18 protein-coding genes, 2 tRNA genes and 3 rRNA genes are annotated in these 21,559 nt (G+C 50.5%); 21 read left to right on the top strand and 2 right to left on the bottom strand.

The window, feature by feature from the left end:
* Entirely contained in the window at nucleotides 1–1,293 is a 1,293-nt protein-coding gene (locus JL719_RS19575) for a peptidoglycan DD-metalloendopeptidase family protein (protein WP_033159310.1), read from the bottom strand.
* Between the two features lie 147 nt (nucleotides 1,294–1,440).
* Here JL719_RS19575 and tyrS point away from each other — a divergent pair, with 147 nt between their 5' ends.
* The 6 genes from tyrS (at nucleotide 1,441) to rrf (ending at nucleotide 8,406) form a co-directional block, all read left to right on the top strand.
* A complete protein-coding gene (gene tyrS, locus JL719_RS19570; RefSeq protein WP_033159311.1) occupies nucleotides 1,441–2,634 on the top strand; it encodes a tyrosine--tRNA ligase in 1,194 nt (397 codons plus the stop codon).
* Nucleotides 2,635–3,008: 374 nt separating this feature from the next.
* Nucleotides 3,009–4,542, top strand: a 16S ribosomal RNA gene (locus JL719_RS19565).
* Nucleotides 4,543–4,602: 60 nt separating this feature from the next.
* A tRNA-Ile gene (locus JL719_RS19560) sits at nucleotides 4,603–4,679 on the top strand.
* A 116-nt stretch (nucleotides 4,680–4,795) separates the two neighbouring features.
* Nucleotides 4,796–4,871 (top strand) — tRNA-Ala (locus tag JL719_RS19555).
* A gap of 323 nt (nucleotides 4,872–5,194) precedes the next feature.
* Nucleotides 5,195–8,089 (top strand): 23S ribosomal RNA (locus tag JL719_RS19550).
* A 201-nt stretch (nucleotides 8,090–8,290) separates the two neighbouring features.
* Nucleotides 8,291–8,406 (top strand): 5S ribosomal RNA (gene rrf, locus JL719_RS19545).
* Together the 16S, 23S and 5S rRNA genes with 2 tRNA genes alongside form the textbook arrangement of a ribosomal RNA operon.
* Nucleotides 8,407–8,540: 134 nt before the next feature.
* Here the strand turns inward: rrf and JL719_RS19540 are convergent.
* Nucleotides 8,541–9,017, bottom strand: coding sequence for a TlpA family protein disulfide reductase (locus tag JL719_RS19540; RefSeq protein WP_033158325.1), 477 nt, complete (start codon nucleotides 9,015–9,017; stop codon nucleotides 8,541–8,543).
* 97 nt (nucleotides 9,018–9,114) lie between these two features.
* Here JL719_RS19540 and serA point away from each other — a divergent pair, with 97 nt between their 5' ends.
* The 15 genes from serA to queC all read left to right on the top strand — a co-directional run bounded on the left by serA (nucleotide 9,115) and on the right by queC (nucleotide 21,529).
* Nucleotides 9,115–10,698: a phosphoglycerate dehydrogenase gene (gene serA, locus JL719_RS19535; RefSeq protein WP_033158461.1), complete on the top strand. Its 1,584-nt coding sequence runs from the start codon at nucleotides 9,115–9,117 to the stop codon at nucleotides 10,696–10,698.
* Nucleotides 10,695–11,336 carry an HAD-IB family phosphatase gene (locus JL719_RS19530; RefSeq protein WP_033158326.1) on the top strand — a complete coding sequence of 214 codons (642 nt, stop codon included), beginning with the start codon at nucleotides 10,695–10,697 and terminating at the stop codon, nucleotides 11,334–11,336. Before serA ends, JL719_RS19530 begins: the two co-directional genes overlap by 4 nt.
* 68 nt (nucleotides 11,337–11,404) lie before the next feature.
* Nucleotides 11,405–12,157, top strand: coding sequence for a YebC/PmpR family DNA-binding transcriptional regulator (locus JL719_RS19525; protein WP_033158327.1), 753 nt, complete (start codon nucleotides 11,405–11,407; stop codon nucleotides 12,155–12,157).
* 33 nt (nucleotides 12,158–12,190) lie between these two features.
* Nucleotides 12,191–12,688, top strand: a complete 498-nt coding sequence (gene ruvC / locus JL719_RS19520) for a crossover junction endodeoxyribonuclease RuvC (protein ID WP_033158328.1) — start codon at nucleotides 12,191–12,193, stop codon at nucleotides 12,686–12,688.
* Nucleotides 12,685–13,287: a Holliday junction branch migration protein RuvA gene (gene ruvA / locus JL719_RS19515; protein ID WP_033158329.1), complete on the top strand. Its 603-nt coding sequence runs from the start codon at nucleotides 12,685–12,687 to the stop codon at nucleotides 13,285–13,287. Before ruvC ends, ruvA begins: the two co-directional genes overlap by 4 nt.
* Nucleotides 13,287–14,321, top strand: coding sequence for a Holliday junction branch migration DNA helicase RuvB (ruvB, locus tag JL719_RS19510; protein WP_201799056.1), 1,035 nt, complete (start codon nucleotides 13,287–13,289; stop codon nucleotides 14,319–14,321). Before ruvA ends, ruvB begins: the two co-directional genes overlap by 1 nt.
* 18 nt (nucleotides 14,322–14,339) lie before the next feature.
* Nucleotides 14,340–14,735 carry a tol-pal system-associated acyl-CoA thioesterase gene (ybgC, locus tag JL719_RS19505; RefSeq protein WP_033158331.1) on the top strand — a complete coding sequence of 132 codons (396 nt, stop codon included), beginning with the start codon at nucleotides 14,340–14,342 and terminating at the stop codon, nucleotides 14,733–14,735.
* A complete protein-coding gene (gene tolQ, locus JL719_RS19500) occupies nucleotides 14,735–15,412 on the top strand; it encodes a protein TolQ (protein WP_020483188.1) in 678 nt (225 codons plus the stop codon). The genes ybgC and tolQ overlap by 1 nt, the downstream gene beginning before the upstream one ends.
* A 44-nt stretch (nucleotides 15,413–15,456) precedes the next feature.
* On the top strand, nucleotides 15,457–15,867 hold the full coding sequence (gene tolR / locus JL719_RS19495) for a protein TolR (protein WP_225587463.1): 411 nt from the start codon (nucleotides 15,457–15,459) through the stop codon (nucleotides 15,865–15,867).
* An 8-nt stretch (nucleotides 15,868–15,875) separates the two neighbouring features.
* Complete coding sequence (gene tolA, locus JL719_RS19490) at nucleotides 15,876–17,396, top strand: cell envelope integrity protein TolA (RefSeq protein WP_033158333.1); 1,521 nt, start codon at nucleotides 15,876–15,878, stop codon at nucleotides 17,394–17,396.
* Nucleotides 17,397–17,436: 40 nt separating this feature from the next.
* Complete coding sequence (gene tolB / locus JL719_RS19485; protein ID WP_225893123.1) at nucleotides 17,437–18,702, top strand: Tol-Pal system beta propeller repeat protein TolB; 1,266 nt, start codon at nucleotides 17,437–17,439, stop codon at nucleotides 18,700–18,702.
* 64 nt (nucleotides 18,703–18,766) lie between these two features.
* On the top strand, nucleotides 18,767–19,333 hold the full coding sequence (gene pal, locus JL719_RS19480) for a peptidoglycan-associated lipoprotein Pal (RefSeq protein WP_033158334.1): 567 nt from the start codon (nucleotides 18,767–18,769) through the stop codon (nucleotides 19,331–19,333).
* Nucleotides 19,330–20,190: a tol-pal system protein YbgF gene (gene ybgF, locus JL719_RS19475; RefSeq protein WP_033158335.1), complete on the top strand. Its 861-nt coding sequence runs from the start codon at nucleotides 19,330–19,332 to the stop codon at nucleotides 20,188–20,190. Before pal ends, ybgF begins: the two co-directional genes overlap by 4 nt.
* 12 nt (nucleotides 20,191–20,202) lie before the next feature.
* On the top strand, nucleotides 20,203–20,847 hold the full coding sequence (queE, locus tag JL719_RS19470; protein WP_033158336.1) for a 7-carboxy-7-deazaguanine synthase QueE: 645 nt from the start codon (nucleotides 20,203–20,205) through the stop codon (nucleotides 20,845–20,847).
* Nucleotides 20,837–21,529 (top strand): 7-cyano-7-deazaguanine synthase QueC, encoded by a 693-nt coding sequence (queC, locus tag JL719_RS19465; RefSeq protein ID WP_033158337.1) that lies wholly within the window; start codon nucleotides 20,837–20,839, stop codon nucleotides 21,527–21,529. The genes queE and queC overlap by 11 nt, the downstream gene beginning before the upstream one ends.
* Nucleotides 21,530–21,559: the final 30 nt, after the last annotated feature.

Here is a 21,559-nt window from a genome sequence, read left to right as displayed (position 1 = left end):
TTAGTTTTGAGCAACCAGTGCGTCGCCTTTGGCTTGTTTCAGTTGCGCCAAAAATGGCTGGGTTTGTGCTTTGAATTTGGCCAATAAGGCTTTGTCCATAGGCATGGAGTGAGGTATTTTGGCGGTAACCGGGTTGACATGCATGCCACCGATACGGAATTCATAATGCAAATGCGGGCCGGTAGCTAAGCCGGTTTTGCCGACATAACCGATCACGTCGCCTTGTTTAATGGCGCTGCCGAGTTTTTGACCGGATTTGAAACCGGACAGGTGGGCGTACAAAGTTGAGTATTTTTGGCCGTGTTCGATTTCCACTACATTGCCGTAGCCGTTTTTCACGCCGCGGAAGACGATTTTGCCGTCGCCGGTGGTTTTAACTGGTGTGCCGATGGCTGCGGAATAATCGACGCCTTTGTGAGCGCGTATGGTATTCAGGATGGGATGCTTGCGGTGCAAATCAAAGTGCGAGCTGATTTTGGCAAAATCCATCGGCGTTTGCAGAAAGGCTTTGCGCAGGCCATTGCCGTCCGGGGTGTAATAACCGGTGTTGCCTTGGTTGTCTTCGAAGCGCACGGCGGTATAGGTCTTGCCCTGGTTGACGAATTCAACCGACAGGATCTCGCCGGTGTCGAATTCTTTGCCGTCTACAAATAGCTTTTCATAGACGACCGTAAATTGGTCGCCGTCTCTTAAATTAAGTGCGAAGTCGATGTCCCAGGCAAAGATGTCAGCCAGTTTCAGGATTAGTTTTTCCGGCAGGCCAGCTTCCTTGCCGTCTTCGAACAGTGAGGAATCGATAGAGCCTTTAGCGCTGGCAATTTGGTAATCGACTTTTTTACTGAGTAGTTCCACGTCGAAATTGTCGTCATGCCGCGTGGCTATCAATGTTTCGAACGGATTTTTGCTGTAAGTCAACTGTTCCAGTTCGCCTGAAGCGTTCAACGTAGCGACGACGTCTTGACCTGGTTCGACGTCGGCGAATTGTTTGCCGGTAGGGTTGGCGTGGATGATTTTATGCAAATCTTCCCGGCTTAAATTGAGTGCGGAAAAAATGCTGGAGAGGTTCTCGCCGGATTTAACGGTGTGTTCAAGTTCCTCGGTGATGTTGAGGTGTTGCGCTTCGGGAGGTTCTACGTATTTGGTGTATTGGTTGATCTTGGACGAGATCAGTCTGTCTTGCTCCAAGGTTTTTGCGTCTTCAAAACCTTTATGCGGTATCAATCCGTAACTTGCGCTGGCGGCAACAACGGTGCAGGTGCCTAAAAGCACCGACTTGAGTATTCTGTTCTTCACAGTAATCACACTTCATTGTTTGTCGAGCGTTTCATTGTAGGGAATTTTGGTGCATAAGGCCAACAAAAGGCCATTTTTTATCCTTCCCTACAATTCCATCACTTATAATGCGCGGCCAAAACTTAAGGCTAATTGGAGAATAAATTGTTGCAAGAAACCTTGGCTCAGTTGCGTTACGGCGCTGAAGAAATTTTGCTGGAATCTGATTTGGTCAAAAAATTGGAGGAAAATCGGCCGCTAACAATCAAGGCCGGATTTGACCCGACCGCGCCTGATTTGCATCTGGGGCACACGGTGCTGATTAATAAGCTGAAGCAATTTCAGGATGCCGGGCATAACGTGCAATTTTTGATCGGCGATTTTACCGCGATGATAGGTGATCCGACTGGCAAAAACGTCACCCGTAAGCCGTTGAGTCGTGAAGAAGTGGCGGAAAACGCGAAAACCTATCAGGCACAGGTGTTCAAGATTCTTGATCCCGAAAGAACCGAGGTGAAGTTTAATTCGGCGTGGATGGGGGTGATGACCAGTGCTGAGCTAATCCAGTTGGCGGCAAGAAACACCGTGGCGAGAATGCTGGAGCGTGATGATTTCAGTAAGCGATATAAGGGTGGTCAACCGATTGCAATTCACGAATTCTTGTACCCCTTAATACAAGGCTATGACTCGGTGGTCATGAAAGCGGATGTTGAGTTGGGTGGTACGGATCAGAAATTTAACTTGTTGATGGGTAGGCAATTGCAGGAAGGTTATGGGCAAAAGCCGCAAGTCGTTCTAACTATGCCGATATTGGAAGGACTTGATGGTGTCCAGAAAATGTCCAAATCGCTTAACAACTATATAGGTATAGCCGACGTTCCTGATGATATGTTTGGCAAGATCATGTCGATCTCAGATGAGCTCATGTGGCGTTACTTTAAGTTACTGAGCTTTAAGCCAATGACTGAAATAGAAAGTTGGCGGGCTGCGTGCGAGAGTGGTGAGAACCCAAGAAATTACAAAGTTGCGCTTGCGCAGGAGATTGTTGGTAGATTTCATGGGTTGCAGGCTGCAAAAACGGCTCTGGAAAGTTTTGAGGCCCGATTTCAGCGCGGGGCGCTACCGGATGTTATCGAGGAGGTTCAAATTAAAGTCGATGAACAGGGAATGCCGATTGCTAATGTGTTGAAAAATGCTGGGTTAGTGGAAAGTACTTCTGAAGCGCTACGTTTGATCAAACAAGGTGCAGTAAAGATTGATGGTGAAAAACTGGAGGATCCCAAAGCTTTAATTTCGGCGCCTGCGAGGCATGTTTATCAAGTAGGGAAAAGAAAGTTTGCGCGAATAGAAATAATTTCTTGACGCGAGGATGTTGGGTGATTAGAATGAGCGGCTCTTCACTGCTCTGGCTTTTAAGTTTTAGCGGTGAAGCGGTCGACTTGGTTCGGCGGGTTTGAGGTTGTTGATTGGCGGGTTTGTTTTTTTGGTTTCGGTTTTTGAAATGACTTAAAAATAAATTTGACAAACACTGAAAACGCTGTAGAATATGTCGGCTCAACAGGGCGAAATGCTCTGGCTCTTTAACAAACGAAATCGAAATAATTTGTGTGGGTATGTGTAGCGACTATGTGCCGTTAGAAATAGTCGACACAGAAACCACGTCAATTCGCAAGAAAAGATGTTCTGTAGTCGAGCCAAGATTGGTCACTAATCTTATTTAGTGGCAAGTTAAAATTAAACTGAAGAGTTTGATCATGGCTCAGATTGAACGCTGGCGGTATGCTTAACACATGCAAGTCGAACGGTAGCAGGCCTTCGGGCGCTGACGAGTGGCGGACGGGTGAGTAATGCATAGGAATCTGCCTATTAGTGGGGGACAACGTGGGGAAACTCACGCTAATACCGCATACGCCCTACGGGGGAAAGCTGGGGACCTTCGGGCCTGGCGCTAATAGATGAGCCTATGTCGGATTAGCTAGTTGGTGGGGTAAAGGCCTACCAAGGCGACGATCCGTAGCTGGTCTGAGAGGATGATCAGCCACACTGGGACTGAGACACGGCCCAGACTCCTACGGGAGGCAGCAGTGGGGAATATTGGACAATGGGCGAAAGCCTGATCCAGCAATACCGCGTGTGTGAAGAAGGCCTGAGGGTTGTAAAGCACTTTCAATAGGAAGGAATACCTATCGGTTAATACCCGGTAGACTGACATTACCTATACAAGAAGCACCGGCTAACTCCGTGCCAGCAGCCGCGGTAATACGGAGGGTGCAAGCGTTAATCGGAATTACTGGGCGTAAAGCGTGCGTAGGCGGTTGTTTAAGTCAGATGTGAAAGCCCTGGGCTTAACCTGGGAACTGCATTTGATACTGGGCAACTAGAGTTTAGTAGAGGGGAGTGGAATTTCAGGTGTAGCGGTGAAATGCGTAGAGATCTGAAGGAACACCAGTGGCGAAGGCGGCTCCCTGGACTAAAACTGACGCTGAGGTACGAAAGCGTGGGTAGCAAACAGGATTAGATACCCTGGTAGTCCACGCCGTAAACGATGTCAACTAACTGTTGGGTTCTTAAAGAACTTAGTAGTGGAGCTAACGTATTAAGTTGACCGCCTGGGGAGTACGGCCGCAAGGCTAAAACTCAAATGAATTGACGGGGGCCCGCACAAGCGGTGGAGCATGTGGTTTAATTCGATGCAACGCGAAGAACCTTACCTACCCTTGACATCCAGAGAATCTGTTAGAGATAGCGGAGTGCCTTCGGGAACTCTGAGACAGGTGCTGCATGGCTGTCGTCAGCTCGTGTTGTGAAATGTTGGGTTAAGTCCCGTAACGAGCGCAACCCTTATCCTTAGTTGCCAGCGGGTCATGCCGGGAACTCTAGGGAGACTGCCGGTGATAAACCGGAGGAAGGTGGGGACGACGTCAAGTCATCATGGCCCTTATGGGTAGGGCTACACACGTGCTACAATGGCCGGTACAGAGGGCTGCGAACTCGCGAGAGTAAGCGAATCCCAAAAAGCCGGTCCCAGTCCGGATCGCAGTCTGCAACTCGACTGCGTGAAGTCGGAATCGCTAGTAATCGCGGATCAGAATGCCGCGGTGAATACGTTCCCGGGCCTTGTACACACCGCCCGTCACACCATGGGAGTGGGTTGCAAAAGAAGTAGGTAGTTTAACCTTCGGGAGGGCGCTTACCACTTTGTGATTCATGACTGGGGTGAAGTCGTAACAAGGTAGCCCTAGGGGAACCTGGGGCTGGATCACCTCCTTACAAAGACGGCACACCGTTACACGTACTCACAACAAATTATTTCGATTGAAAGACGCACCTGGGTCTGTAGCTCAGTTGGTTAGAGCGCACCCCTGATAAGGGTGAGGTCGGAGGTTCAACTCCTCCCAGACCCACCAACGCATAAAAGGCGAAAGCAATAAGGCGAAACACAATCAGACCACACGCCTGGTTAGAATAACTGGCGCTGTGCTTAGTCACGTTTCGGCTTGAGTCTTGGCTTTAGTCTGCTTTAGGGGCCATAGCTCAGCTGGGAGAGCGCCTGCCTTGCACGCAGGAGGTCGGGAGTTCGATCCTCCCTGGCTCCACCATCATGCTGAACGCTGAGGGTCAACCAGTTCGTCAAACGTAAGAAAAATAGTGGATGAACATCAACGCTATAGGGTTTTATCGGCGGCAACAGATAAAGACTTTATAGCATTGGTATTCGTACCGATAGCTCTTTAACAATATGGAAATCTGTAACTATAGTAATGATCAGCAATGATCAACACTAAAACGAGTTGCGGTTTGAATAACGTCAGTCTCGAAAGAGAAAGGCTGAAAGCAAACGGCATGTCGTTCTCAAGCAGAAAAAATCAGCGAAAATGTCAGCTGACAGTATAACCAAAGTACAGACGTATTCGGGTTATATGGTCAAGTGAATAAGCGCATACGGTGAATGCCTAGGCAGTAAGAGGCGATGAAGGACGTTGTAGCATGCGAAAAGCTTTGGGGAGCCTGCAAACCGGCTGTGATCCAGAGATGTCCGAATGGGGAAACCCGGCGCGCATAAGCGCGTCATCTTTGAGTGAATACATAGCTCACTGAAGCGAACCCGGAGAACTGAAACATCTAAGTACCCGGAGGAAAAGAAATCAACCGAGATTCCCTAAGTAGTGGCGAGCGAACGGGGACTAGCCCTTAAGCTAGGATAAGGTTAGTGGAACGGTCTGGAAAGTCCGGCGATACAGGGTGATAGCCCCGTACACGAAAACCTTTTTCTAGTGAAATCGAGTAGGTCGGAGCACGTGAAACTTTGACTGAATATGGGGGGACCATCCTCCAAGGCTAAATACTCCTTACTGACCGATAGTGAACTAGTACCGTGAGGGAAAGGCGAAAAGAACCGCGGAGAGCGGAGTGAAATAGAACCTGAAACCGTATGCGTACAAGCAGTGGGAGCCCCTTCGTGGGGTGACTGCGTACCTTTTGTATAATGGGTCAGCGACTTACATTTTGTGGCAAGCTTAACCGAATAGGGGAGGCGTAGCGAAAGCGAGTCTTAATAGGGCGTTTAGTCGCAAGGTGTAGACCCGAAACCGGGCGATCTATCCATGGCCAGGCTGAAGGTTGGGTAATACTAACTGGAGGGCCGAACCCACGTCTGTTGAAAAAGACGGGGATGAGCTGTGGATCGGAGTGAAAGGCTAATCAAGCTCGGAGATAGCTGGTTCTCCTCGAAAGCTATTTAGGTAGCGCCTCGTGTATCACTGCTGGGGGTAGAGCACTGTTTCGGCTAGGGGGTCATCCCGACTTACCAACCCGATGCAAACTCCGAATACCAGCAAGTGCCAGCACGGGAGACACACGGCGGGTGATAAGGTCCGTCGTGAAAAGGGAAACAGCCCAGACCGTCAGCTAAGGTCCCCAAATCTATGCTCAGTGGGAAACGATGTGGAAAGGCACAGACAGCCAGGAGGTTGGCTTAGAAGCAGCCATCCTTTAAAGAAAGCGTAATAGCTCACTGGTCGAGTCGGTCTGCGCGGAAGATTTACCGGGGCTAAGCATAGTACCGAAGCTACGGATTTACACGTAAGTGTGAGTGGTAGAGGAGCGTTCCGTACGCCTGCGAAGGTCGATTGAGAAGTCGGCTGGAGGTATCGGAAGTGCGAATGCTGACATAAGTAACGATAAAGGGGGTGAAAAACCCCCTCGCCGAAAACCCAAGGTTTCCTGCGCAACGTTAATCGACGCAGGGTTAGTCGGCACCTAAGGCGAGGCTGAAAAGCGTAGTCGATGGAAAACAGGTTAATATTCCTGTACCAGTAGTAACTGCGATGGGGTGACGGAGAAGGCTATATCAGCGGTCGGTTGGAAGTGGCCGTTTAAGCAGGTAGGCATGCATCTTAGGCAAATCCGGGGTGCTCTATGCCGAGACGTGATGACGAGCGGTTCGAAAGAACAGCGAAGTGATAGATGCCCTGCTTCCAGGAAAAACCTCTAAGCTTCAGGTTACTAGTGGCCGTACCCTAAACCGACACAGGTGGGTGGGATGAAAATTCTAAGGCGCTTGAGAGAACCCAGGTGAAGGAACTAGGCAAAATGATACCGTAACTTCGGGAGAAGGTATGCCCTCATTACGTGAAGGTCCTCGCGACTGGAGCGGAAGGGGGTTGCAAAAAATCGGTGGCTGCGACTGTTTAGCAAAAACATAGCACTCTGCAAACACGAAAGTGGACGTATAGGGTGTGACGCCTGCCCGGTGCTGGAAGGTTAATTGATGGGGTTATCTTCGGAGAAGCTCTTGATCGAAGCCCCAGTAAACGGCGGCCGTAACTATAACGGTCCTAAGGTAGCGAAATTCCTTGTCGGGTAAGTTCCGACCTGCACGAATGGCGTAACGATGGCCACACTGTCTCCACCTGGGACTCAGTGAAATTGAAATCGCTGTGAAGATGCAGTGTACCCGCGGCTAGACGGAAAGACCCCGTGCACCTTTACTATAGCTTGACACTGGACTTTGAACCTACTTGTGTAGGATAGGTGGGAGGCTTTGAAGCGGGAACGCCAGTTCTCGTGGAGCCAACCTTGAAATACCACCCTGGTATGTTTGGAGTTCTAACCTCGATCCATTATCTGGATTAGGGACAGTGTCTGGTGGGTAGTTTGACTGGGGCGGTCTCCTCCTAAAGAGTAACGGAGGAGCACGAAGGTACCCTCAGCCTGGTCGGAAATCAGGCAATGAGTGCAAAGGCATAAGGGTGCTTGACTGCGAGACGGACAAGTCGAGCAGGTACGAAAGTAGGTCTTAGTGATCCGGTGGTTCTGTATGGAAGGGCCATCGCTCAACGGATAAAAGGTACGCCGGGGATAACAGGCTGATACCGCCCAAGAGTTCATATCGACGGCGGTGTTTGGCACCTCGATGTCGGCTCATCACATCCTGGGGCTGAAGCAGGTCCCAAGGGTATGGCTGTTCGCCATTTAAAGTGGTACGCGAGCTGGGTTCAGAACGTCGTGAGACAGTTCGGTCCCTATCTGCCGTGGGCGTTTGAGATTTGAGGGAAGCTGCTTCTAGTACGAGAGGACCGAAGTGGACGAACCTCTGGTGTTCCGGTTGTCATGCCAATGGCATTGCCGGGTAGCCACGTTCGGACAGGATAACCGCTGAAAGCATCTAAGCGGGAAGCCCCTCCCAAGATGAGATCTCACTGGGACTTTAAGTCCCCTGAAGGGCCGTCGGAGACTACGACGTTGATAGGCACGGTGTGGAAGTCCAGTAATGGGCGTAGCTAACGTGTACTAATTGCCCGTGAGGCTTGACCATATAACACCCAATGCGTTTGGGTCAGGTCAGATGACAAGCTGATAACCAACTGAGAACGATAAGCTCAATACAGATTTCCATGAAAAACAGGACCGGGAACAACCTAAGTTAAATGCGAACGCATCACCCAAAGGTTTTTCCTAAAAGCAAAAGCTTATAACCTGTTTATGAAGGCTGACTAAAAGCAGCCAAACCAGTTTGCTTGGTGAACATAGCAAGCGTGAACCACCCGATCCCATCCCGAACTCGGAAGTGAAACCGCTTAGCGCCGATGATAGTGTGGCAGGTTGCCATGTGAAAGTAGGTCATCGCCAAGCTCTTAAACCAAAAGCCCCGCTAGCTATAGCGGGGCTTTTTTTTGACTAAAAATCACCCCGCTGCTGCTCTCTTCTCTTTTGCGGATTTACTGTTACCAGACAACACCTCTATAGCTAAATTACAAAGTAGTTTTCTATAATTGCGTCAGAAGTGTTTTTAAAGATGCTAAATCGAAAGCGCCGATTTTGTGCATGATGATCACGCCCTGTTTGTCTATTAAAAACATCGTTGGGGTCAATTGCACATCACCAAAAGCATGTACAAGACTACCATCTATATCAAGAGCAACTTGATAAGGAAGCTGACGTTCTTTGGCTAATGTTTGCACGCGGCTAGGCGGGTCGTATGGCATTGCCACAGCAATGATTTTCAGGCCTTGCTGATGCAATGCAATCAAATCCGGAATTTCCTCAAGACAGCTAGGGCAGTCGGTTGCCCAAAATGTTATCAATACGGGCTTGCCTTTCAGCTCGGCAATTGCCAGTCGTTCGCCTGTCAATGTTGTAAAAACGGCGTTGGGGGCGAAACTTTTAGTGTAAGTCAGCCACCAGGCGATTGCGCCAAGTAAACAGATCACCGATAGGACGCCAAGCGCCGATTTTATTCTCATAAGTAATAGACTTTGGTTGTTTGTCGGGAACGCGCATTACGGCGATTATAGCAAAGCTGCTAAAATGCCGGTTTTATCCAATAATCCAGTCATGGCGATGAAAAAGATACTGATTTCAGACAAGCTTGCGGAAGACGGCATTAATTTCTTGAATGTCCAGGACGGTATACAGATACATATCCAAACCGGCTTAAATGAAGACGAGTTGTGTGAGATTATTCCGGAGTTCGACGCCTTATTGATTCGCAGCGATACTCAGGTGACAGCTAAAGTTTTAAAAGCTGCGACTCGCCTGAAGGTGGTTGGGCGTGCCGGCATAGGGGTCGATAATGTTGACTTAAATGCCGCTACTGAACAAGGCGTTATCGTAATGAATACGCCTGATGCCAATGCCACCACGACCGCGGAACTCGCTATCGCGCATATGTTTTCCTTGAGTCGCAATCTACCGTTTGCCAATCAATCGGTCAGAGACGGCAAATGGGAGCGCTCTAAGTTGATGGGCGCCGAAATTGCTCATAAAACTCTGGCAGTGCTGGGTTTTGGTACTATCGGCCGGATAGTCGCGCAACGCGGCAACGGTTTGGGCATGCGCGTGATCGCTTATGATCCGTTTGTAGCGCCGGATGTTTTTGCCATACATGGCGCGGAAATGGTTGATTTGGAGGCTTTGGTTAAACAAGCCGACTATTTGACTCTGCATTGCCCTTTGCTGGAAAAAACCAAAAACATTATCGGCCGGGAACAATTGGCGATGATGAAAAAATCTGCACGGTTGATCAATTGCGCGCGCGGCGGCTTGGTTGACGAATCGGCATTATATGATGCTTTGAAAGACGGCCGGATCGCTGGTGCCGCGCTGGACGTTTATGAGCAAGAGCCCCCCAAGGATTCGCCATTGCTTACACTGGATAATGTGGTATTTACGCCGCATTTGGGCGCTTCGACCAAAGAAGCGCAAGTGGCGGTGAGTGTCGAAATTGCCCGCCAGGCGGTTAAATATTTGCAAACCGGCGAAGCTGTTAATGCTTTGAATCTCCCTAAGTTGTCGGCAGAAGAGCTATCCAAGGCTCAACCATTTATGAACCTTGCTAATATTCTCGGTAAGGTTTTAGTAGGGTTGATCGATCAACCGATTCAAAAATTGGAAGTTGCGGTTTATGGAAAGGCTGCTGAGGTAAAAATTCGGCCGATTTCCGCAGAGGCGATGGTCGGTTTGTTGGGGGGGCAGCTTTCCACGCCGGTTAACCGCGTCAATGTTGAGAACATTGCCAAACGCCAAGGTATAACGCTAATTGAGTCCCAGACCGAGGAATCGGAAGGCTATCAGTCTCTAATCAAAATTACCGGGCACTGCACCGATAAGTCGGTATCTCTGGCGGGAACGTTGTTAGGAAATCAACATCCACGCTTGGTCAGTATCAATCATTTCGAAATTGAAGTGGTGCCGGAAGGCGCGTTACTGATCACTCGCCACGATGATAAGCCGGGCGTGATTGCGGCGATTAGCTCGATCTTGGGCGTTGCCAATATCAATATTACCCGCATGCAAGTCAGTATCGCCGACGAACATCAATTGGCGATGATGGTCATCAGCATCTCTGATCCCTTAAATGAGCAAGTATTGAAATCGGTTTGCGAGGTGCCTGCGGTGCACACAGCAAGGCAGATCGCGTTATGAGTTTTGAAGTTGTTTGTTTCGATTGCGACAGTACGCTGAGCCGGGTCGAAGGTATCGATGAATTGGCTAGGCGTAACGGTTTATTCGAACAGGTTGCGGCGTTAACCGATGCAGCTATGAACGGCGAATTGGCCCTTGAGGATGTCTACGCGAACCGGTTGGATTTGATCAAACCCGACCAAGCCGCGATAAACTGGTTGGCCGAGTTGTATATTGCCGAAATGGTTGACGGTGTCAGCGACACAATTAAAACCCTGCAAGCCAATAATAAGCTGATCCACATCATAAGCGGCGGCTTGCGGCAGGCGATACTACCTTTGGCGGAGCAACTGGGCATACCGGAAGCGCATGTGCATGCGGTTGATGTGCTGTTTGACGAAGACGGTAATTACCAGGATTTTGCCCGACACTCGCCGTTGGCCGTCAGTGGCGGCAAAGCCAGGATTTGTCGCCGACTGAGGATGCATCATTCGTCCTTGGTTATGATAGGCGACGGCAAGACCGATCTGGAAGCTAAATTGGCCGGTGCTTATATGATAGGTTTCGGCGGTGTCGTCCGCAGACCCTTGGTGGAAGAGCAAGCGGATAGCTACGTCTCGGATGCTTCGTTAGCAGCTATATTGCCGCTAGTATTGTAAGCAAGGGTCGATAAGCCGGCGGGACGATGGTAAAATTTCCAAATTTTTAGCAGATTCAGAGAGATAGAATGGCTGGGCATAGTAAGTGGGCTAACATCAAGCATCGTAAAGGCGCGCAGGACGCAAAACGCGGCAAGATTTTTACCAAACTGATTCGCGAGATTACCGTGGCCGCAAAAGGATCGGGTGGTGGTGATCCTGCCAATAACCCGAGTTTGCGTACCGCTATCGATAAAGCGCTTGGCGCTAACATGAAGCGCGATACCATCGACAACACCATCAAAAAGGCCATCGGCGCGGTTGATGGCGTGGTTTACGAAGAGGTGCGATACGAAGGTTACGGTCCTGGCGGCACGGCGGTGATGGTGAATTGCTTAACCGATAATCGCAATCGTACCGTTGCAGATGTAAGGCACGCATTCTCCAAGGCTGGCGGCAACTTGGGCACGGACGGTTCGGTGGCTTATATGTTTCGCAAGGTCGGCATTATCAGCTACGCCAACGGCGTCGATGAAGACGCAGTGATGGAAGCCGCGATGGAGGCCGGCGCCGAGGACGTGGTCACCAACGACGATGGTTCTATCGACGTGTTTACCACCCCTGAAGACTATATGACCGTCAAGGAAGCTATGCTTGCTGCGGGCTTCGAGCCGGAAAACGCCGAAGTGACGATGCATGCCGACGTTAAGACTGAATTGGATAGCGAATCCGCCGAAAAAATGCTGAAGTTGATCGACCGTTTGGAAGATCTGGACGATGTGCAGGACGTTTACTCGAATGCCGACATCAGCGATGACATCATGGCTGCGCTCGATGCCTAATCACACCGCAAAATTACTCGCACCAATACACTGTTGACCAGAATTTTAGGTATAGATCCCGGCTCGCGCATCACCGGATACGGTGTGGTGGAGTCGACATCGCGCGGTATTCGCTACGTAGCGAGCGGCTGCATTCGTATCAAATCCGACGAATTTCCCGAGCGCTTGAAGCAGATTTTTGATGGTGTTAGCCAGGTGATTGAGTTGTACCGTCCTGAGCAAATGGCCATAGAGCAAGTGTTTATGCACAAGAATGCCGATTCTGCCCTGAAGCTAGGGCAAGCGCGCGGCGCTGCGATTTGCGCCACCTTAAATCGAGATCTGCCGGTTTTCGAATATGCGGCTAGGCAAGTTAAACAGGCCTTGGTAGGCAAGGGCAATGCCGATAAGCAGCAAGTGCAGCATATGGTGAAAATTTTGTTGAGCATTCAAGGTGACATGCAGATCGATGCTAGCGATGCATTGGCGATTGGCCTGTGTCATAGCCACTATCAGGAGACCGCGATGCGTTTGCAGAAGGCGATTTCATGATCGGTTTTTTATGCGGTAAATTGATTTACAAAGCTCCTCCGCAACTGTTGTTGGACGTACACGGTGTCGGTTACGAAATCGAAGCGCCGATGAATACCTTTTACGACCTGCCGGCATTGGGTGAAGTAGTTAAGCTACATACGCATCTCGTGGTTCGCGAGGACGCGCATATCCTGTTCGGTTTTGCCACAGAAAGCGAACGCATGCTGTTCAGAACCCTGATCAAAGTCAATGGTGTCGGCCCCAAGCTGGCGTTGACTGTTCTGTCCGGGCAAAGTACCGAAGAATTCTATCGTTGCGTCCATGATAACGATGTAAAAGGTTTGGTGCGCTTGCCGGGCGTCGGCCAAAAAACCGCCGAACGCTTGATTATCGAAATGCGTGGTCGTTTACCGGAACTAAACAAACTATCGGCAGCTAGTGATAGCCCAAGTTCGCTTCCCGGTTTGGCAGCAAGTCCTAAGCAGGAGGCGATTAGCGCGCTGTGTGCCCTGGGTTATAAGCCACCGGACGCGGCGCGGATGGTGCAAGCGGTTGCTACAGACGATAAAAGCTGCGAGGACATTATTCGTCTGGCGCTGCGCGGTGCGGTTAAATGATCGAAAGCGACAGATTGGTTACCGCGCACGGTAATCATGACGAAGAGCGAGTGGACCGAGCTATTCGCCCCAAGCGCTTGAAAGACTATGTCGGGCAAAAAGAACTGCGCGAGCAGATGGAAATCTTTATCCAGGCGGCGGTAACGCGCTCTGAAGCGTTGGATCATGTGTTGATTTTCGGCCCGCCGGGTTTGGGGAAAACCACGCTGGCCAACATCGTGGCTGCGGAGATGAATGTCAACATTCGTCAAACCTCGGGTCCGGTGCTGGATAAAGCCGGCGATTTGGCGGCTTTGCTGACCAATCTACAAGCCCATGATGTGTTATTCATCGACGAAATCCATAGGCTCAGCCCGGCAGTGGAAGAGGTGCTGTATCCGGCTATGGAAGACTACCAAATTGATATTATAATAGGCGAAGGCCCGGCAGCCCGCTCGATTAAGCTGGATTTGCCGCCATTTACGCTGATAGGCGCGACGACCCGAGCCGGTTTGTTGACATCGCCTTTACGCGACCGTTTCGGTATCGTCCAACGCCTTGAGTTTTACACCGTTGAGGAACTGGCCAGTATCGTCAGTCGGTCGGCGACACTGTTGAATATAGGCATGGATAGCGGCGGGGCGGACGAGATTGCTTGTCGCTCGCGCGGTACGCCGAGGATTGCCAACCGGTTGTTGCGCAGGGTTCGCGACTTTGCCGAAGTCAAAGGCAACGGCACCGTGACTCGCGATATTGCTAGGCGGGCATTGGAGATGCTGAAAATCGATCAGCAAGGTTTCGATATGCTGGACCGTAAACTGTTGACGGCCATGATAGAGCATTTTCAAGGCGGTCCGGTTGGCCTGGATACGCTGGCTGCGGTAATCAGCGAGGAACGTGGCACGGTCGAAGACGTGTTGGAACCTTATTTACTGCAGCAGGGTTTTATTATGCGTACCCCCAGGGGGCGAGTGGTCACTCATAAGGCATACAGTCATTTTGGCTTGCCCGCACCCAGGCAGCAAATCGGTAGCGATGACATCTTTGATATTTAATAATTCGTTAAGAGACGAATGAAAGAATTTAACTGGCCGGTACGAGTATATTACGAAGATACCGATGCGGGCGGTGTAGTGTTTTACGCGAATTATTTGAAGTTTTTTGAACGGGCCAGAACCGAAATGCTGCGTAGTGTAGGTTTTGAGCAGGATAATCTTCTAGCTGAACAAAATCTGATTTTTGTAGTCCGTTCCGTGAAAGTAGACTATTTAAAACCTGCCCGCTTCAACGAACTGTTGGACGTTAGTGCAAAAGTTATAGAGTACAAAAAAACTAATTTTACCTTTGAACAAGCGATCACTCGGCAACAAGATACTTTATGCACGGGTGAAATCCGGATTGCCTGTCTTGATGCGCAAAGCATGAAGCCCAAACTTATTCCCTCTGCTATTTTGGAACATTTAAACTAATGAATACCGATTTATCCATCCTGACGCTGGTCAAAGAAGCCAGTATCGTCGTGCAGTTTGTTATGTTCATTCTGTTATCGGCATCGGTTGCGTCCTGGACCTTCATCTTCTCCAAACGGAAAGAATTGAAACAGGCCATAGCCATTACCGACGATTTCGAAGAGGAGTTTTGGTCTGGCGTCGGTTTGGCCGAGTTGTATAAAAAGATGTCCAGCGACCGGTTCGAGCCGGAAGGTATCGAAAAAATCTTTCTAGCCGGCTACCGCGAGTTCGCACGGATGCGCCAGAAAGGCGATGTCGAACCCTCTGTCCAGGTCGAAAGTGCGCAACGGGCCATGCGTATCGAATTGTCCCGCGAGTTGGATAGGTTGGACGAGACTTTGCCGTTTTTGGCGACAGTCGGTTCGACCAGTCCGTATATCGGTTTGTTTGGCACTGTCTGGGGCATCATGAACTCGTTCCGCGCTTTGGGCGAAATTAAAAATGCTACCTTGGCGAATGTCGCTCCAGGTATTTCAGAAGCGTTAATTGCCACCGCGATTGGTTTGTTCGCGGCGATTCCAGCGGTAATTGCCTATAACCGCTTCTCTACCCGTTTGGATCGCTTGGCCGGCCGTTACGAGTTATTCGTCGACGAGTTCGTGGTATTACTACAAAGACAGGCGCACAGCAAATGAATGTGGGCGGCAGCAATCGCAGATCGCGAAAAAAACGCGGGGTAATGGCCGAAATCAACGTCGTACCCTATATCGACGTTACCTTCGTGCTGTTGATGATATTCATGATTACCGCGCCGCTGGTGCAAACCGGTGTCGATGTCGAGTTGCCGCAAGCCGAGGCTGAGTCTGTGGATTTACAAGATCAGGTGCCGGTGATCGTTTCCATCAAAAAGGACGGCAGTTTATACGTCGATATTGGCAACGGCGATGAAGAAGCCGATACGCCTGTCGATGTCGATACGGTTAAAACCAGAGTCGCGGCGGTTTTCAGAAATAATCCCAAAGCCCAGCTCTACGTGCGTGGCGACCATGAAGTGGATTACGGTAGCATCGTCAAAGTGATGGTGGAACTGAAGAAAACCGGCGCCCCCAAAGTGGGCTTGATGACCGCGCCGCCGCCTGACAGCAAATAATCACCACCATGAAAAGTTTTAAACCTTCGCTCGCGCAGGCGATAGCGCTACATATTCTGATTGTGTTGTTGTTCAGTTTCAGTTTTCTCACCGAGACTGACGACGCGCAAATGTCGCCGCCCGCGGACATTATTGAAGCGACTGTACTGGACGGCGCGGAAATCGATGCGGAAGCCGAGCGCTTAAAGCAGAACGAAACAAACAAGCAGCAAGCCGAGAAACAGCATCAAGAGCAACTGGAAAACGCCAGAAAAGCCGAAGAGCGGTTGTTGCAGCAAGCTAAAAAGCAACGTGTGCTTGAAGAGCAAAAAATTCAGGAAGCCGCCGAAAAGCGCAAGCAGGAAGCATTAGAAGAAAAGAAGATGCAGGAACAGCTCGCTGCGAAGCGTAAGGAAGAGGAAAAAAAGTTAGAGGAGGCCAAGGAACGGCAAGCTCTCGAACAGAAAAAAGCCAAGGAAGCCGCGGAAAAGCAGAAACAGGCCGAACTGGACAAACAAAAGGAAGCAGCGGAAAAGCAGAAGCAAGCCGAACTGGAAAAACAGAAGGAGTTGGCGGAAAAACAAAGGGAAGTAGAGAAACAGAAATTGCTGGAAAAGCAAAAACAACAGGAAATGGAACGCGAAGCCAAGTTGAAGGAACAAAAACTGGCGGAGGAAGCGCGCGAGAAACAGCAGGAAGCCGAAATCAAAAAGCTGGAGCAGGAAAAGAAGTTGCAGGAACAAAAAGCTCTGGAGCAGCAAAAAAAGCTGCAGGAGCAAAAGATCGAGGAGGCCAAGCGCCAAGAACAAGCAAAACAAGCGGAAGCCAAGGCCAAAGCGGAAAAGGAAAAGCAGTTAGCTGACGAAAAAGCTAAAGCCGAAAAAGAAAAACAGGCTGCGCTTAATGCGGAAAAAGCCAAGCAAGCCGCCGAGGCTGAGGCCAGGGCCAAAGCGGAAAAAGATAAACAACTCGCTGCCGAGAAAGCGGAGAAAGAACGCCAAGCCAAAATAGCGGCGGAAAAAGCCGAAAAAGAACGCATGGCTGCCGAAGCGGAAGCCAAAGCCAAGGCTGAAAAAGAACGTCAGGCCAAACTGGCTGCGGAAAAGGCAGAGAAGGCTGAGAAAGAAAGACTTGCTGCAGAAGCGGCGGCAAAAGCCAAAGCAGAACAAGAGCGCCAAGCTGCGATAGCGGCGGCTGAAAAAGCGGAAAAAGAACGGCAGGCTGCGGAAGCAGCCGCGGCGGCTGCGGCAAAAGCGGCATCGGATAAACAGGCTGTTGATTCTGCCAAACAGATGATTGCGCGCAAAGTCGAAGGCGCCTGGACGCGGCCGATCAACGCAACGCAAGGCTTGAGATGCACAATTCAGGTAAAATTGTTGGCTAGTGGTGATGTGATGGACGCTGTGGTAATTGGTAGCAGCGGCGATCCGATTTTTGACCGTTCGGCGGAGAATGCAGTGAGAAAAGCCTCGCCTTTGCCGGTACCGCAAGATAGAAATTTATTTAATCAGGAATTTAGAGTTTTTACCTTCGTGTTTAAACCGGAATAATCAGTAAAACGGAAACGAGAGAATGATGTTAATCACAAGAATGTTAGTCGGCGGCATTTTGGCTGGGATGTTTACAGTGGCGCAGGCTGCCGGTTTAACCATAGAAATTACCAAAGGTTCGCAAACTGCGGTGCCTATCGCCATCGTGCCGTTTGCTCAACAAGGTTCTATCGGCAATGTTAAATTGTCCGATGTGATCAGTTCTGATTTGGGTGGCAGCGGGTTTTTCAAAACCTTGTCCGAGGACGATATGCTGACCAAGCCCAGCGAACCCGAGCGGGTTAATTTCAAGGATTGGCAAGTACTGGGCCAAGACTATATGGCGATAGGCCAAGTGGTCGGTAATGGTGGCAGCTACAACATCCAGTTTCATTTGTTTAATGTGCATAACGGCCAGTTATTGATGGGTTACCGTTTGACGGCCGGCGCTAACGAATTGCGTCGTGCCGCGCATCACATCAGTGATCTGATTTACGAAAAACTGACCGGCCGCAAAGGCGCATTCAATACCCGGATTGCTTATGTCACCAGCGTGCGCCGCGGTAACGGCAAGCAGTTCATGCTACAAGTGGCCGATGCCGATGGTTATAACCCTCGGACTATCGCCGAATCCCCGGAACCAATCATGGCACCGGCTTGGTCTCCTGACGGCAGCAAAATCGCTTATGTATCCTTCCACACCAAACGTTCGGAAATCTGGGTGCAGACTTTGGCGACGGGACAACGTGAAAGCGTTTCCTCTTATCCGGGCATCAACGGTGCGCCGGCTTTTTCACCGGACGGTAGTCGTCTGGCGGTTACGCTTTCAAAGGACGGCAGTCCCGATATTTACGTTTTGAACTTGGGTAGCCGCTCTTTGACGCGCTTGACCAACAGTTTATCTATCGATACCGAGCCGACCTGGTCGCCGGATGGCAGCTCTATCTTGTTTACGTCTGATCAAGGCGGCAAACCGCAGCTTTATTTGATGCCAGCTTCGGGGGGTAAAGCTAGCCGGGTTACATTCCAAGGCGACTATAACGCCAGAGGCCGTTTTTCCGCCGATGGCAGAAGCCTGGCGATGGTAACGGGTAGTGGCGGTGGCTATAAGATTGCGGTTATGGACATGGCCTCGCGCACTGTGAACGTGCTAACCGAGGGTAATCTTGACGAATCGCCCAGTTTTGCGCCTAATGGCAGCATGGTCTTGTTTGCCGCGAATCGCGGCGGGCGCTCGGCCTTATCGGTGGTGTCTACCGATGGCGCGATGCAACAGAAATTGGCCTTCGAGAGTGGCGAGGTCCGTGAACCGGCCTGGGCACCTTGATTGCAAGCGCGATAGCCCTCACACTATCGCTACCTGAGTTTTACTTAATATTTGGAGAAAATTGATGAGATTTAACAAAACCTATTTGGCTTTGGCCATGACTGCGATTTTGGTAACAACAGGCTGTAGCTCAACCGAAGAAGAAGGTTTGGCCGATTCTACCCAAGGTACCGATGCGTCTACCAGCGGTTACAATGACGGTTCCATGTCCGGCAGCCAATTCGGTTCAGGCAATGGCAGCAGCTTTGGCTCCGGTTCCGGCGCGAACCTGGGTCCTGAATTTAGCGACCCTAACAATCCATTGTCCAAACAGGTGATTTATTTTGAATTGGATAGCAGCCAAGTCAAACAAGACTACGTACCTGTTGTTGCGGCGCATGCCCGTTATTTGGCTTCACACCCAAACCAGCACGTGATTCTATCCGGTCATGCCGACGAGCGTGGTTCCAGTGAATACAACATCGCACTGGGCGAGCAACGGGCCAAATCGGTGGAAAGAATGATGCGCTCGCAAGGCGTTACTGCCGGCCAATTGGAAGTGGTGAGCTACGGTGAAGAAAAGCCCGCTGTTTCCGGTCATGACGAGTCGGCGTGGCAACAAAATCGCCGCGTGGAAGTTGGCTATCAATGAGTAAGCGTGCGCTTCTGATACTGAGTCTCGGTTTTGGCTTAACTGCCGGAGCTGATGCTGCGCCTAACGGTGCGGGTTACCCGGCTGGGAATGCTTATGCACAGCCGGCCGCCACTGACAATGCTATTTTTGAAGTGTTGGGTAGATTGGAGCAGTTACAGTCGGAAGTGCAGCAATTGCGCGGCATGGTCGAGGAGCAATCCCAGACCATCGCCGATTTGCAAAGAAAACAAAGCAATATGTACTCCGATCTGGATGATCGGATGCAGGCGCTTACCGCGGGCGGGCAAACGCCGCCGAGTCAAACGCCTGCGCCAATTCCTGCAGATACTGCTGCGGCTGGACAATCGCCGGTTACAGCGGCTCAACCCGCTACGCCAGCGGCCCCGGTCGCACCAGCTCCGGCGCCAGTTGCAGCTGCGACACCAGCTCCGGTTGCGTCGGTAGTGGACAATAAGCCGACCGCGACGGCGGCACAAGGCAACGAAAAGGAAAGGTATCAATCGGCTTACGACACTTTGCGTAACGGCCACAATGCCCAAGCCATCAAAATGTTTCAGGATTTGCTGAAAGATTTTCCGGCCGGCGAGTTTGCCGACAATTCTCAGTATTGGTTGGCGGAGGCGTATAAGATCAATCGGGAATTCGATGCGGCGCGAGGCGCGTTCAATAAGGTGGTCAGCCAATATCCCAATAGTTCTAAAGTGCCGGATGCCTTGCTGAAATTGGGTTATATCGAATTCGATCTGCAAAACGCCGCAAAAGCTCGCGATTATCTGACGCGGGTGACGACCAGCTATCCAGGCACCACTGCCGCTCATTTGGCGGAAAAAAAGCTGGCGCAAATGCCGCAATAAATTGGCGTTGGGATGGAGCAAACGCTACGTATTACCGAAATATTCTATTCACTACAGGGTGAAGCGAATACGGTGGGGTTACCCACCGTATTTATTCGCTTGACCGGCTGTCCCTTGCGCTGTTCCTATTGCGATACCGCATATGCGTTTACTGGCGGCGAAAAACTCAGCATCGACGACATTCTCCTGCAAGTTAGCCGTTACAACACCCGCTATGTGACGGTGACCGGCGGCGAACCTCTAGCGCAACCGGGCTGCAACCCTTTAATGGTTAGACTGCTCGATACTGGTTACCAGGTTTCGCTGGAAACCAGCGGTGCCTTAGATGTATCGATGGTTGATAGTCGGGTCAGTAAAGTCATGGATCTGAAGACGCCGAGTTCCGGAGAGCTTGAGCGCAATCGATATGACAATATCCAGTATTTAACGTCCCACGATCAAGTCAAATTCCTGATTGCCGATGCTGCCGATTACCAATGGGCCAAGCAGCAACTTGAGTTGTATCGCTTAGTTGAACATTGCCAAGTACTATTTTCACCGGTGATGGATGTGATGTCGCCGACCGAGCTGGCAGAGCGTATTTTGGCCGACCAACTGCAGGTTCGGTTTCAAATTCAATTACATAAATTTCTTTGGAACGACGCGCGTGGAAAATAGCAGCAGTTCCAGGCCGGCCATCATTTTATTGTCCGGCGGTCTGGATTCTATAACGGTCTTGGCACTTGCCAAGCAACAAGGGTTTACTTGCTACGCCCTGAGTTTCGATTACGGCCAGCGCCACAATGCTGAATTGGAAGCGTCGAGGAGGATTGCCAAGCATTACCAGGTCGCCGACCATAAGATTATCAATCTCGGCTTGAGCGCAATAGGCGGTTCCGCGTTGACAGACGCTCGGATCGATGTGCCGACTTCACCGCAAGCCGGTATTCCAGTAACGTATGTGCCTGCCAGAAATACTATATTCCTGGCATTTGCCCTGGGTTGGGCGGAAGTGGTGAACGCTCACGACGTATTCATCGGCGTGAATGCCGTCGATTATTCCGGTTACCCCGATTGTCGGCCGGAATTTATCAAAGCTTTTCAAGATATGGCCAACCTGGGCACCAAAGCCGGGGTGGAGGGCCATAAAATTCAAATTCACACGCCGCTGATAGCACTGAGTAAAGCCGAAATTATTCGACAAGGTCTGGCGCTTGGCGTCGATTATGCCGATACCGTTTCCTGTTATTCAGCGGATATCAAAGGCAGAGCCTGCGGTGTGTGCGATGCCTGCAGATTGCGGGCGGCCGGTTTCCAAAATCTGGGTGTGACCGATCCAACTCATTATCGACCTAAATAACCGGGGTTGACGCGCATTTATTGGAAACTC

It is taken from the genome of Methylomonas sp. LW13 (assembly GCF_016865255.1).
Lineage (GTDB): Bacteria > Pseudomonadota > Gammaproteobacteria > Methylococcales > Methylomonadaceae > Methylomonas.
The sequence above is the reverse complement of the archived record's forward strand: the minus strand, read 5'-3'. Positions and strand labels throughout refer to the sequence as shown.

Excerpts from the sequence above, each read along its gene's own strand:
- tolA (WP_033158333.1), top strand. The coding sequence starts at position 15,876 with ATGAAAAGTTTTAAACCTTCGCTCGCGCAGGCGATAGCGCTACATATT.
- tolR (WP_225587463.1), top strand. The coding sequence starts at position 15,457 with ATGGCCGAAATCAACGTCGTACCCTATATCGACGTTACCTTCGTGCTG.
- serA (WP_033158461.1), top strand. The coding sequence starts at position 9,115 with ATGAAAAAGATACTGATTTCAGACAAGCTTGCGGAAGACGGCATTAAT.
- JL719_RS19540 (WP_033158325.1), bottom strand. The coding sequence starts at position 9,017 with ATGAGAATAAAATCGGCGCTTGGCGTCCTATCGGTGATCTGTTTACTT.
- ruvA (WP_033158329.1), top strand. The coding sequence starts at position 12,685 with ATGATCGGTTTTTTATGCGGTAAATTGATTTACAAAGCTCCTCCGCAA.
- tolQ (WP_020483188.1), top strand. The coding sequence starts at position 14,735 with ATGAATACCGATTTATCCATCCTGACGCTGGTCAAAGAAGCCAGTATC.
- ybgF (WP_033158335.1), top strand. The coding sequence starts at position 19,330 with ATGAGTAAGCGTGCGCTTCTGATACTGAGTCTCGGTTTTGGCTTAACT.
- tolB (WP_225893123.1), top strand. The coding sequence starts at position 17,437 with ATGTTAGTCGGCGGCATTTTGGCTGGGATGTTTACAGTGGCGCAGGCT.
- pal (WP_033158334.1), top strand. The coding sequence starts at position 18,767 with ATGAGATTTAACAAAACCTATTTGGCTTTGGCCATGACTGCGATTTTG.
- queE (WP_033158336.1), top strand. The coding sequence starts at position 20,203 with ATGGAGCAAACGCTACGTATTACCGAAATATTCTATTCACTACAGGGT.
- ybgC (WP_033158331.1), top strand. The coding sequence starts at position 14,340 with ATGAAAGAATTTAACTGGCCGGTACGAGTATATTACGAAGATACCGAT.
- JL719_RS19525 (WP_033158327.1), top strand. The coding sequence starts at position 11,405 with ATGGCTGGGCATAGTAAGTGGGCTAACATCAAGCATCGTAAAGGCGCG.
- JL719_RS19530 (WP_033158326.1), top strand. The coding sequence starts at position 10,695 with ATGAGTTTTGAAGTTGTTTGTTTCGATTGCGACAGTACGCTGAGCCGG.